This window comes from Serpentinimonas sp. SMBJO2 (genome assembly GCF_056341105.1).
Genome location: NZ_CP150628.1, coordinates 430,196 through 441,905 on the forward strand (window position 1 = coordinate 430,196; position 11,710 = coordinate 441,905).

The following is an 11,710-nucleotide window of genomic DNA, read 5'->3' on the forward strand; positions in this document are numbered from 1 at the left end:
GCTGGCATGTGCTCTTGCGCAGCGGCCGCATCCCGTCATGGGGCCGTGCCAGACAGGTCAAAATTGACGCCGTTTATCAATCCCTTGCCGGGTGGAATCAGGGTTTGCACCAGGTGGGCTGAAGATGGCCCGGGTATTGCTTTGAACCCAAGCCACGCCTGCCGGTCCTGTGGCTGCACGGATTGGCGTGCGCCTGCAGTTTCTGGAGCTTCATCCGCTTCGCCCACCCCTTGACGCCAGACGTGATCTTGTCCATGATCTCGCTCGACCTACACCAGACCCCGATGGCGGTCACGCACTGCCTCGAAGCGCTCGATTGGCAAAAGGAGCGCAGCGTCCATGTTCCCGACGTGCTCGCCATCGGCGCGCTCTGCAGGCACGCCGGCTGGCTCTATGGCGCAGGCCTCTGCTCGACCCACGTCATGAGCGCCGATGGCCAGAAAATGGCCCGAGTCACCGTTCACTGATTTTTCACCCCCCTTCGTTTCACCCTCACAGGAGACAGACATGCGCGCAACCCTCATCCGTACCTTGGTCTTGGGCGGCGGCCTGCTCGGCGCCGGCGCCGCACTGGCCCACCCCGGTCACGGCGGCCACGGCTTTGCCGCCGGGCTGATGCATCCACTCGGGCTCGATCATCTGTTGGCGGTGCTGGCCGTGGGGCTGTGGTCGGTGCTGGCTTTGCCGGCAGGCAAGGCGTGGCAAGGGCCGGCGCTGTTCATGGCCGCGCTGCTGGGCACGGCGTGGCTGGGCCTGATGGGCTTCATGCTGCCGTTCATGGAGCTGGCGTTGAGCGCTTCGGTGCTGCTGTTTGGCGCCTTGCTGCTGCTGGCAGCCACCGGCTGGCGTCTGCCGACGGCGGCTGGCCTGGGTCTGGTGGCGCTGGCGGCCGCCTGGCATGGGCTGGCGCACGGCTTTGCTGCCCCGGGGGCCGGCTTGGGCGTCTATGCCCTGGGCCTGCTGCTGGCCACGGCGCTGCTGCACGGCGCCGGCATGGCGCTGGGCCTGGCGCTGCAGCGCCGCCTGAGCGCGTACCACCGGCGCGTGGCGGTCTCGGGTCTGGGCGCGGCGTTGCTGGCGGGTGGCACGGCGCTGGTGCTGGGCCAACTCGCGGCCTGATGTGCGTCACCGGCCACGCCATCGGGCCGTTCCCGTCCCAGCAGGAGCCCTGCCATGCATGAAGCCAGCCTCGCCGGGGGCGTGTTGCAACTGGTCGATGACTGCGCGCAGCGCGAAGGCTTTGCGCGCGTGCTTGAATTGCGCCTCGAGGTCGGGCAACTGGCCGGGGTCGATGTGGCGGCGCTGCGTTTTGCGCTCGACTGCATTGCGCCCGGCACGCGGCTCGAAGGCGCGCGCATCGAACTGCTCGAAACCCCGGGGCAGGCTTGGTGTTTGGGTTGCAGCACGCGTGTGCCGATCGCCCAGCGCGGCGACCCCTGTCCGGCCTGCTCCAGCTACCAGCTCGAGCCCACCGGTGGCATGGAATTGCGTGTGCTCGACCTGCAAGTGAGCGATGATTGAACCGGTCAGCGCCACACCAACCGCCCCAAACCCAGGAGACCTGAACCATGTGTGTCGTATGTGGATGCAGCCAGACCCAGCGCCACCGAGCGCCCGCACAAGCGCAACCGAGCCGCCCGCTGGGCCCAACCCACCCTGAGCCTGCGCCCGCCGCCACGGTTGCCGCTGTCGATGCGGCTGCCGCTGCCGCCGAAACGGGCCCGCGCATCGACCCGCGCAGTGGCGACCTCGACTACGGCGCCGGTGCCGCCAGGGTCTCGGTGCCGGGCCTGAGCCAGGCGCGGGCGATCAGGCTCGAGCACGACATTCTGGGCGCCAACGACCGCATCGCGGCGCAGAACCGGGCGCATTTTGCCGCGCACGAGGTGCTGGCGCTGAACCTCGTGTCCAGCCCCGGATCGGGCAAAACCACCCTGCTCTGCGCCACCATCGAGGCGCTGCGGCGGCGCCACCCGGCGCTGCCGGTGGCGGTGATCGAAGGCGACCAGCAGACCGCCTTCGACGCCGAGCGCATCCGCGCCACCGGCGCGCCCGCGATCCAGATCAACACCGGCAAAGGCTGCCACCTCGACGCGCCCATGGTGGCGGCGGCCTTTGCGCAATTGCACCGGCACGAGCCCGCCGCCCCCAGCCTGTTGTTCATCGAAAACGTCGGCAACCTGGTCTGCCCGGCGCTGTGGGACCTGGGCGAGCGCGCCAAGGTGGCGATCCTGTCGGTCACCGAGGGCGAGGACAAGCCGCTCAAGTACCCCGACATGTTCGCCGCCGCCCGGCTCATGATTCTGAACAAGATCGACCTGTTGCCGCATGTGCAGTTCGACGTCGCGCGCTGCATCGAACTGGCGCGGCGCGTCAACCCCGGCATCGAGGTGTTGCAGGTGTCGGCCCGCACCGGCGCCGGTCTCGACGACTGGTTGCACTGGCTCGAACACGAGCTCGGGCACGACCACGACCACGATCATGAACACGATCATGAACACGGTGCGGGCCACGCCCAGGCTTCCGAGCAGGCCTTGCGCGCCCGCGTGGCGCAGCTCGAAGCCGAGCTGGCGCAGCTGCGCCAGACGGCGGCGGCACCCGGCTGAAGCGCCTGGACTCCCAGCGCCTGCTACCCTGCCCGCACCCCCTTCCCGAACGCCCGTCCCCATGAGCCGCACCGCCCTCCCTGCCCCCTCGGCTGCCACCGTGCTGGCGCTGGGGGCGTGGCTGAAAAACTGCGCCTGCCTGTGCCAGGGTGGCCGGGTGCAGTGGACGCCGGTGCATGGCGACCTCAGCGACCCGCACGCCTGTGCGGCGCTGCGCGCTGCGGCGCTGGCGCTGATACGGCAGGCGCGCACCAGCGGCGGCCCGCCCCTGGCGGCGCTGGCGCACGACTTGCACCCCGACTTTTACAGCAGCCAACTGGCCCAGGAACTGGCGGCCGAACTCGGTCTGCCGGCGGTGGCCGTGCAGCACCACCGGGCCCACATCGGCGCCGTCATGGCCGCGCACAGCTTGGACGAGCCGGTGCTCGGATTGGCGCTGGACGGCTTTGGCCTGGGCAGCGACGGCGCCGCCTGGGGCGGCGAGCTGCTGTGGCTCGAGGGCGCCCAGTGGCAGCGCCTGGGCCATCTGCTCCCCCTGGCGTTGCCGGGCGGCGACCAGGCCGCGCGCCAGCCCTGGCGCATGGCCGCCAGCGCCCTGCACGCCTGTGGCTTGGGCGCGCAGATCGGCGCGCACTGGGGCGAGCGCGTGGGCGCCAGCCGCGCCGCCACGGTGCAGCAGATGCTGGCGCGCGGCCTGCATTGCCCGCCCAGCAGCAGCGCCGGGCGCTGGTTCGACGCCGCTGCGGCCGCGCTTGGCCTGTGCCTGGAGCAAAGCGACGAAGCACAGGCCGCCGTGGCCCTGGAGCAGGCAGCGGCGCAGGCGCTGGAGCGCGGCGCGTCCCTGCCCGATCTGCCTTTGCCCAGCCTGCTGCCCGGCGCCACGAGGCAATCGGGAACCGGCACCGGCTTCGACGCCACCGCCACCCCTCTGGCAGCGCCGCAGATCCTCGATCTGCGCCCGCTCTGGCTGGCGCTGCACGCAGCGGCTGCTGGGCACGCCCCCGACGCCGCACTGGACGCGCTCGCCGCCGCCTTCCACCTGCGCCTGGCCGACGGCCTGGCCGACTGGGTGTTGGCCGCCGCCCGTGCGCGCCAGAGCCGCAGCGTGGCGCTGGCCGGCGGCTGCTTTTACAACCGCCTGTTGCGCCAGCGCCTGCAAGCGCGCCTGAGCGCGGCCGGCCAGCGCGTCTATCTGCAAACCGCACAAGGCTGCGGCGACGCCGGGCTGGCGCTGGGCCAGGCCTGGGTGGCCGCGCAAGAACTGGCCGCCACCGCTGCCGCACCCCCATCCACCCTACAGGAGAACGCCCCATGTGTCTAGCCATCCCCGCCCTGCTGGTCGAGCGCCTGAGCGACGACCAGGGCCTGATCGACCTCGGCGGCATTCGCAAAAGCGTGTCGCTGGCGCTGGTGCCCGAAGCCGTGGTGGGCGACTACGTCATCGTCCACGTCGGCCATGCCATCGGGCTGCTCGACCCCGAAGAAGCGCAGCAGACGCTGGCCATTTTTGCCGAACTCGAGCGCAGCGCCGACCACGCCGACGCTGCCGCCGCCCGGGGCCGGCTGGTGCCCGCGCCATGAAATACATCGACGAGTTTCGCGACGGCGCGCTGGCGCGCCAGATCGCCGCGCGCATCGCCGCCGCAGCCGACCCAGGGCGCGCCTACCACTTCATGGAGTTTTGCGGCGGCCACACCCACGCCATCGCGCGCTACGGCATCCCGGATCTGCTGCCGCCCAATCTGCGCCTGATCCACGGCCCCGGCTGCCCGGTGTGCGTGCTGCCGATCGGCCGCATCGACCTGGCGATCCGGCTGGCGCTGGAGCAAGGCGTGATCCTGTGCACCTACGGCGACACCCTGCGCGTGCCGGCCTCGCAACAGCTCTCGCTGCTCAAGGCCAAGGCGCGCGGCGCCGACATCCGCATGGTCTATTCGGCCGCTGATGCGCTCGAACTGGCGCGCCAGCAGCCCGAGCGCGAAGTGGTGTTTTTCGCCATCGGCTTTGAGACCACCACGCCGCCGACGGCGCTGGTGCTGCACGACGCCAGCCGCACCGGCGTGCGCAACTTCAGCGTGCTGTGCTGCCACGTGCTCACGCCCTCGGCCATCACCCACATCCTCGAGTCGCCCGAAGTGCGCCAGTTCGGCACGGTGCCGATCGACGGCTTCATCGGCCCGGCGCACGTCAGCATCGTCATCGGCTCGGCGCCCTACGAGCACTTTGCCCAGGAGTACCGCAAGCCGGTGGTGATCGCCGGCTTCGAGCCGCTGGACGTGCTGCAGGGCATCGCCATGCTGGTGCGGCAGGTGAACGAGGGCCGGGCCGAAGTCGAAAACGAATTCACCCGCGCCGTCAGTCGCGAGGGCAACCTGACTGCGCAGGCGCTGGTCTCGCGCGTGTTCGAACTGCGCCCGAGCTTCGAGTGGCGCGGCTTGGGCGAAGTGCCGTACAGCGCGCTCAAGATCCGGCCGGCCTACGCCGAGTTCGACGCCGAGCGCCGCTTTGGCCTGGGCTACCGCAGCGTGCCCGACAACAAGGCCTGCGAATGCGGGGCCATCCTGCGCGGCGTCAAGCAGCCCAGCGACTGCAAGATTTTCGGTACCGTCTGCACCCCGGAAAACCCGATCGGCTCGTGCATGGTCTCGAGCGAAGGGGCCTGCGCCGCCCACTACACTTACGGGCGTTTCCGCTCCATCCCCATCGTCGCCGCCGAGGCCACCGAGACGAGCGCATGAACACCGATCCAGACCTGAGCCTAGATAGCCCCACCGAATCTGCAGCCGCACCTGGCAGCACCCGCAAACCCTACATCCGCCCCCTCGACCTGCGCCACGGCCGCATCGACATGGGGCACGGATCGGGGGGCAAGGCCGCGGCCCAGTTGATCGAGGAGCTGTTTCTGGCCGCCTTCGACAACCCGTGGCTGCGCCAGGGCGACGACGGGGCCCGGCTGGCGCTGCCCGGCTGGCACCCGACCCAGGGACGGCTGGTCATGGCCTGCGACGGCCATGTGGTCTCGCCGCTGTTTTTCCCCGGTGGCGATTTGGGCAGCCTGGCGGTGCATGGCACGGTCAACGACGTCGCCATGATGGGGGCGCAGCCGCTCTACCTGAGCGCCAGCTTCATCATCGAGGAAGGGTTTGCGCTGGCCGAGTTGCAGCGCATCGTGCAGTCGATGGCGGCGGCGGCGCGCGCGGCCGGGGTGGCGGTGGTCTGCGGCGACACCAAGGTGGTGGAGCAGGGCAAGGGCGACGGCGTCTTCATCAGCACCACCGGCGTCGGGGTGCTGGCGCCTGGGGTCGAGATCAGCGGCCGCCATGCGCGCCCCGGAGACGCGATCCTGCTCTCGGGCTGCGTCGGTGACCACGGCGTGGCGGTGTTGTCGCAGCGCGAGTCGCTGTCGTTCGCCACCACCATCGAGAGCGACAGCGCGGCCTTGCACACCCTGGTGGCCGATATGCTGGCGGCCGTCGCCGCGGCGCCGGCCGATCTGCGCACGCTGCGCGACCCGACCCGCGGCGGCCTGGCGACCACCCTGAACGAAATCGCGCGCCAGTCCGGCGTCGGCATGACGCTGCAGGAAGCGGCGATCCCGGTGCGCCAGCAGGTCAACGCCGCCTGCGAGCTGCTCGGGCTCGACCCGCTGTACGTCGCCAACGAGGGCAAGCTGATCGCGATCTGCGCCCCTGCCGTCGCCGACCGGCTGCTGGCGGCGATGCGCGCGCACCCGCTGGGGCAGGAGGCGGCGCGCATCGGCACCGTGACCGCCGATGCGCACCGTTTCGTGCAGATGGAAACCGGCTTCGGCGGCCGGCGCGTGCTCGACTGGCTCAGCGCCGAGCAGTTGCCGCGCATCTGCTGAGCCAGGAGACGCGATGGCGCTGCGCATCCTGTTGCTCTGCCACAGCTTCAACAGCCTGAGCCAGCGCCTGTACGCCGAGTTGCGCGCCCGCGGGCACTGCGTCAGCGTCGAGCTCGACATCGCCGACCCGGTGACCAGCGAGGCCATCGACCGCTTCCAGCCCGATCTGTTGCTGGCGCCGTTCCTCAAGCGCCGTCTGCCCGCCGCCGTCTGGCAGCGCCTGCCTTGCTGGGTCTTGCACCCTGGGCCACCGGGCGACCAGGGGCCGTCGGCGCTCGACTGGGCGCTGCTGCAGCAGCGCAGCGACTGGGGCGTGACGCTGCTGCAAGCCACGGACGCGCTCGACGCCGGCCCGGTCTGGGCCAGCGCCCGTCTGGCGCTGCGCGCCGCCAGCAAGGGCAGCCTGTACCGGCGCGAGGTCACCGAGGCCGCGCTCGAGGTCACGCTGACGGCGCTGGCGCGCTGGCAGGACGGCCAGCGCCAGCCACCGGCGCTGCCGGCGCCCACACCGCACTGGCAACCGCTGCTGCCCCAGAGCGCGCGCGCCATCGACTGGCAGCGCGACGGCACCGAGGCGGTGCTGGCGCGGCTGCGCAGCGCCGACGGCCAGCCCGGGGTGCGCGACGCGCTCTGGGGTCGGCCTTGCTACCTCTACGACGCGCACCCGGCCTCGGCGGCCTGTCTGCACGAGTTTCGTACCCGCGCCGCGGGCGAGTGGCTGGCGCGGCGCGACGGCGCGCTGCTGCGGCGCACCCGCGACGGCGCGGTCTGGATCGGGCAGTTGCGCTTGGCCGACCCGAGCGGCACCGCGCCCGGTCAGGGTCACTTCAAGCTCAAGGCCGAGCAGGCGCTGCCCGAAGCGGCGCAGTTGCCTGACTGGCCGGTGGCGCTCGAGCGTGCCGACGACGAATGGGGCGAGCTGCGCTACCGCGAGTACGCCGAGGGGAGCGCGCGCGTCGGCTGGTTGAGCTTTGATTTCTACAACGGGGCCATGTCCAGCGCGCAGTGCGAGCGGCTGCGCCGGGCGCTGCTCGAGGTCAGCCAGCGCCCGACCCAAGTGCTGGTGCTGGCGGGCGGAGACGATTTTTTCAGCAACGGCATCGACCTCAACGCGATCGAGGCCGCCGCCCACGTCGAGGGCGACAGCGCGGCCGATGCCTCGTGGCGCAACATCGAAGCCATGAACGATCTGGCGCTGGCCATTTTGCAGTGCACCGAGCGCCTCACCGTCAGCGTGCTGCGCGGCAACGCCGGCGCCGGCGGGGCCTTTTTGGCGCTGGCCGCCGACCAGGTCTGGGCGCACCACGGCGTGGTGCTGAACCCGCACTACAAAAACATGGGCAACCTCTACGGTTCCGAATACTGGACCTACCTGTTGCCGCGCCGCCTCGGGCCCGAGGGCGCGCGCGACCTGATGGCGCAGCGCCTGCCGCTGCTGGCCAGCCAGGCCGAACGCATGGGCCTGATCGACCACTGCGACCCTGGCCCCAGGGGCGGGTTCGAGCAGCGCGTGCTGCAGCGCGCGCTGGCACTGGCTGCCGCCCCCGACTGGCCGCGGCAGCTCGCTGCCAAACGGCAGCGGCGCGCCGCCGACGAGGCGCAGCGCCCGCTGGCCCAGTACCGCCACGACGAAATGGAGCGGATGAAGCGCAACTTTTATGGTTTCGACCCCAGCTACCACGTGGCGCGGCACCACTTCGTGCACAAGCTGGCGCACGCCTGGACGCCGCGCCACCTCGCCCTCCACCGCTAGAGCGGGGTGGGGGGTGGGGGCGGCTGTGGCGGGCTCGGTGGTGCCGGGCTGGCCGTGGCGGGCGGCGGGCCCTGGCGCTGCGCCCGCCCCGCCGGCAGCGCCGGCATGCCCCAGGCCAGCAGCAGCCACAGCAGCGTCAGGGCGGCGCAGGCCAAAAACAGGCCATCGTGGCCCCACAGCGCCAGCAGCGCCCCGCCGGCCACGCCGCCGACAAAAAACCCGAGCGATTGCAAGGTGTTGTAAACCCCGAGCGCGGCCCCGCGCTGGCTTGTGCTGGCCAGGCGCGACACCAGGCTGGGCTGGCTGGCTTCGAGCGTGTTGAAGCCCAGGAAGAACACGAACAGCAGCAGCGCCAGCAGCGCCAGCGGCGGTGCCGCCAGGCCGGCGCTCCACCACAGGCCCAACTGCGCCAGCGCGATCAGCCCGATGGCGCCCAGAAACACCGCGCGCAGATAACCGTGGCGCTCGAGCCTGAACAGCAGCGCGCCCATGACGCCAAACGCCGCCAGCACCGCCAGCAAATAGATCCAGCCGTGATCGGCCGCCTCGAGCCCGGCTTGCAGCAGCAGCGTCGGCAGCGCCACCCACAGCGCCAGCTGCACCGCGTGCAGCATGAACACGCCCAGGTTCAGGCGCGCCAGCCGGGCGTCGAGCAGCACCGCGCCGAGGCCGAGGCTGCGTGTGTGGGGTGCCGTGCGTTCTGGCTCGGGTGGCACCACGCGTGCCACCGCCCACATGGCGACCAGCGTCAGGGCGGCGGTCAGCAGGAACAAGCCGCTGAGGCCAACCCAGGCCACCAGCGGCGGCGCCAGCACCAGCGACAGGGCAAAGGTGAGCGCGATGCTCACGCCGACCAGCGCCATGGCCTTGGTGCGCACGGTGTCGCGTGTCAGGTCGGCGAGCAAGGCGGTGACGGCGGCCGAGATCGCGCCGGCGCCTTGCAGCGCCCGCCCCAGCGTCAGCCACTCCAGCGTGGTCGCCCAGGCCGCCACCAGGCTGCCGATGGCAAACAGCACCAAGCCGCCCTGGATGATGCGCTTGCGGCCCCAGCGGTCGCTGGCCATGCCCAGCGGGATTTGCAGCAGCGCCTGCGTCAGGCCATAGATGCCCAGCGCCAGCCCCACGCGCAGCGGGTCGTCGCCGCCGGGGTAGTGCACGGCCTCGAGCGCGAACACCGGCAGCAGCAGGAACAGCCCCAGCATGCGCAGCGCAAACACGCTCGCCAGCGCGGCGCTGGCGCGGCGCTCGGGCGCCGTCATGCGGATCGACCACTCGGGTGTATCGGCAGGGTCGGCGGGGTCGGCGGGGGCTGAGGCAGGTGGCAAAGGGCTAGGGTATGGGCGTCAGCCGGCTTGGAGCGCGCTGCGGTAGGCGCCGCAGCCAATCAGCAAGTCGTCGCTGAGCGGCAGCACAAACGACGATTTGCCGCGCACATTGCCGGTCAAGGGGTTGACGATATTGTATTCAACCCAGCCGCCACCCTCTTCGGCCTGTGCCCAGATGTCGCGCATGAAGCGTTCGGCGTCTATGCCCGGCGCGTCGTGCACGCGGGTGCCGGTCTTGGCGCGGTTGGCGCCCATGACCCGATACACCCCCTGGCGGTCGAGCACGAAGATGTAGAGGTCGCGGTCGATGAAGGGGCCGTCTGGGCGGTAAAAATCTTCGCTGGCGCGGGCATATCCCACCTGTTGCACGTGGGCATGGGCGCGCTCGACCAGCTGGCGCGCCAAGTCGGCGGTGCCTTGGCTCAGGCGCAGGTGCTGCACCGCTTGCTCGAGGTCGGCGGTGTGCGCCAGCAGGTCGGTGGCGTGGTGTGCGCTGCGCTCGACCATGGCGGCGTTGTCGTGGGTCACGCCGTCGAGCTGCGTCATGGCTTGCGCCACTTCCTTGAGGGCGGCGCTCTGCTGGTTGCTGGCCACCGCCATGGCGTCGATGCGCTGCGTGATGTCGCGGATGCCCTGCACCAATTGCTCCATTTCGGCGTTGACGCCGTTGATCTCGGTCACCGAAGTCTGCACCCGGCCGGTGGATTCGGCGATCAGCTGGCGCACCTCGCCGGCGGCGGACTGGCTGCGCTGCGCCAGCGAGCGCACCTCGGCGGCGACGACGGCAAAGCCGCGCCCAGCCTCGCCGGCGCGCGCCGCCTCCACCGCCGCGTTGAGCGCCAGGATGTTGGTCTGAAAGGCGATGCTGTCGATCACGCCGATGATCTCGTTCATGCGCTTGGAGGTGTGTTGCAGCGTGCCCATGCCGCCCACGGTCTGCTGCATCAGGCCGCTGGCGTGCTCGGTCTGCTGGTGCAGGCGCGTGCTGACGCGGCTGACTTCGAGCACGCCCTGGCTGTTGCGCGCCACGGTCTCGGTGGCCTCGCGGATGTTGGCGCTGGCCTGCTCCAGGCTGGCGGCTTGCGACTGGGTGCGCTCCGACAGGCTGCTGCTGTCATGAACCAGGCGCCCACCCATGTGGCTGAGCACGGCGGCGACGCTGCGCACGTCGGCCACGATCGCCGACAGGGTGTCGAGCATGCGCTGGAACTGCTGCGCCATGAGCGCCATTTCGTCGCGCCCGCCGATCTGCACCGCACCGGTCAGGTCGCCGTTGGCGGCGCGCTCGAACACGCCAGTGAGCTGGCGCAGGCTGTCCACAGTGGCCGTGTACAGGGCCACCATGCCATAGACCAGCGCCAGCAGCACCAAGACCATGGCCGCGCCGACGCCGATCAGCAGCCACTCGAGGCCGCGCAGTTCGCGCTCGAGCTCGCCTTGCAGTTGCGCCGCGAGCTGGCCGTAGAGATCGACCTGAGCGATCAGCATTCGGCTGCCCTGCTCGAAGTGGGGTTGCGCGTCGTCCATCAACAAGCCGGTGCCGATGCCGTCCCGAACTTGGGCCGCATACTCGGTCGTGGCGCGTTGCACCGCCGGCCAGGCTGGGGGCGGCGCCAGCCCGACCCGGCCCCAGGCCGCCAGGCGCTGCTCGAGGTGGCGCACGCCGGTCTCGACCGCGTTGGATTGCGGGGCCAGCCGCAGTCCACGGGCCATGAGTTCGGCACTCACCCCGTGGTCGTGGTGAAGTTGCAGCACGGCCGCGCCCTCGTTGCGCAGGTAGGCGCTCGCCTGCAGCAAGGGCAACTGGCGCTGCACCAGCACATCGACCAGGTGGAACACGTGGCGTTGGTCATCGAGCAGCAGGGCCGAGACCTCGCCGTTGAGCAGGGCCAGCTGTTGCAACTGCGCCACGGCGGCGCTGCGCCGGGCATGCCAGTCGGCCGCAGCCTGCCGGGCTGGGGCCGGGCCACCGAGCTGTTGCAGCTGCTCGCGCAGCGGCTGCCATTGTTGGCGCAGCTCGGGGTCGGGTTGGCGCTGCATCTGCTGCTCCAGCGCCTCCAGCGCCGAGCGCAACTGCTGGCTGGCCGTGTCGATGGCCTGCGCCGCCGCCGCCTGCCCGGCCAGCGAGAAGTGCATCTGCCCCTGCTGCTCGAGCAGGGGC

General features: G+C 71.1%; 10 protein-coding genes and 1 pseudogene. 9 read left to right on the forward strand and 2 right to left on the reverse strand.

Annotation, left to right across the window (positions count from 1 at the left end):
• Window positions 1-230: 230 nt before the first annotated feature.
• From AAAZ40_RS01920 to AAAZ40_RS01960, 9 genes are all read left to right on the forward strand, one after another.
• Window positions 231-467 (forward strand): hypothetical protein, encoded by a 237-nt coding sequence (locus tag AAAZ40_RS01920; protein ID WP_476660917.1) that lies wholly within the window; start codon window positions 231-233, stop codon window positions 465-467.
• Window positions 468-507: 40 nt separating this feature from the next.
• The gene (locus AAAZ40_RS01925; protein ID WP_476660918.1) at window positions 508-1,119 is read left to right on the forward strand and encodes a HupE/UreJ family protein; all 612 of its coding nucleotides are present in this window, start codon (window positions 508-510) and stop codon (window positions 1,117-1,119) included.
• A gap of 54 nt (window positions 1,120-1,173) precedes the next feature.
• Window positions 1,174-1,521, forward strand: a complete 348-nt coding sequence (locus AAAZ40_RS01930) for a hydrogenase maturation nickel metallochaperone HypA/HybF (protein ID WP_476660919.1) — start codon at window positions 1,174-1,176, stop codon at window positions 1,519-1,521.
• 47 nt (window positions 1,522-1,568) lie between these two features.
• Complete coding sequence (hypB, locus tag AAAZ40_RS01935; RefSeq protein WP_476660920.1) at window positions 1,569-2,606, forward strand: hydrogenase nickel incorporation protein HypB; 1,038 nt, start codon at window positions 1,569-1,571, stop codon at window positions 2,604-2,606.
• A 61-nt stretch (window positions 2,607-2,667) separates the two neighbouring features.
• Entirely contained in the window at window positions 2,668-3,927 is a 1,260-nt protein-coding gene (locus tag AAAZ40_RS01940) for a Kae1-like domain-containing protein (protein ID WP_476660921.1), read from the forward strand.
• Window positions 3,918-4,187: a HypC/HybG/HupF family hydrogenase formation chaperone gene (locus AAAZ40_RS01945; RefSeq protein ID WP_476660922.1), complete on the forward strand. Its 270-nt coding sequence runs from the start codon at window positions 3,918-3,920 to the stop codon at window positions 4,185-4,187. Before AAAZ40_RS01940 ends, AAAZ40_RS01945 begins: the two co-directional genes overlap by 10 nt.
• Window positions 4,184-5,344 (forward strand): hydrogenase formation protein HypD, encoded by a 1,161-nt coding sequence (gene hypD / locus AAAZ40_RS01950; RefSeq protein ID WP_476660923.1) that lies wholly within the window; start codon window positions 4,184-4,186, stop codon window positions 5,342-5,344. Before AAAZ40_RS01945 ends, hypD begins: the two co-directional genes overlap by 4 nt.
• The gene (hypE, locus tag AAAZ40_RS01955; protein ID WP_476660924.1) at window positions 5,341-6,471 is read left to right on the forward strand and encodes a hydrogenase expression/formation protein HypE; all 1,131 of its coding nucleotides are present in this window, start codon (window positions 5,341-5,343) and stop codon (window positions 6,469-6,471) included. The genes hypD and hypE overlap by 4 nt, the downstream gene beginning before the upstream one ends.
• Window positions 6,472-6,484: 13 nt before the next feature.
• The gene (locus tag AAAZ40_RS01960) at window positions 6,485-8,224 is read left to right on the forward strand and encodes an enoyl-CoA hydratase-related protein (protein ID WP_476660925.1); all 1,740 of its coding nucleotides are present in this window, start codon (window positions 6,485-6,487) and stop codon (window positions 8,222-8,224) included.
• On the opposite strand, the gene AAAZ40_RS01965 is transcribed toward AAAZ40_RS01960, so the two are convergent.
• Window positions 8,221-9,483: an MFS transporter gene (locus AAAZ40_RS01965; protein ID WP_476661662.1), complete on the reverse strand. Its 1,263-nt coding sequence runs from the start codon at window positions 9,481-9,483 to the stop codon at window positions 8,221-8,223. The two genes, AAAZ40_RS01960 and AAAZ40_RS01965, sit on opposite strands and share 4 nt — an antisense overlap.
• A gap of 84 nt (window positions 9,484-9,567) precedes the next feature.
• A pseudogene (locus AAAZ40_RS01970) lies at window positions 9,568-10,863 on the reverse strand (methyl-accepting chemotaxis protein); the annotation flags it as partial.
• Window positions 10,864-11,710 lie beyond the last annotated feature (847 nt).

Bases quoted from the DNA above. Each gene is read 5' to 3' on its own strand.
- AAAZ40_RS01940 (WP_476660921.1), top strand. From the start codon at position 2,668: ATGAGCCGCACCGCCCTCCCTGCCCCCTCGGCTGCCACCGTGCTGGCG.
- AAAZ40_RS01945 (WP_476660922.1), top strand. From the start codon at position 3,918: ATGTGTCTAGCCATCCCCGCCCTGCTGGTCGAGCGCCTGAGCGACGAC.
- AAAZ40_RS01960 (WP_476660925.1), top strand. From the start codon at position 6,485: ATGGCGCTGCGCATCCTGTTGCTCTGCCACAGCTTCAACAGCCTGAGC.
- AAAZ40_RS01925 (WP_476660918.1), top strand. From the start codon at position 508: ATGCGCGCAACCCTCATCCGTACCTTGGTCTTGGGCGGCGGCCTGCTC.
- hypE (WP_476660924.1), top strand. From the start codon at position 5,341: ATGAACACCGATCCAGACCTGAGCCTAGATAGCCCCACCGAATCTGCA.
- hypD (WP_476660923.1), top strand. From the start codon at position 4,184: ATGAAATACATCGACGAGTTTCGCGACGGCGCGCTGGCGCGCCAGATC.
- hypB (WP_476660920.1), top strand. From the start codon at position 1,569: ATGTGTGTCGTATGTGGATGCAGCCAGACCCAGCGCCACCGAGCGCCC.
- AAAZ40_RS01930 (WP_476660919.1), top strand. From the start codon at position 1,174: ATGCATGAAGCCAGCCTCGCCGGGGGCGTGTTGCAACTGGTCGATGAC.
- AAAZ40_RS01965 (WP_476661662.1), bottom strand. From the start codon at position 9,483: ATGACGGCGCCCGAGCGCCGCGCCAGCGCCGCGCTGGCGAGCGTGTTT.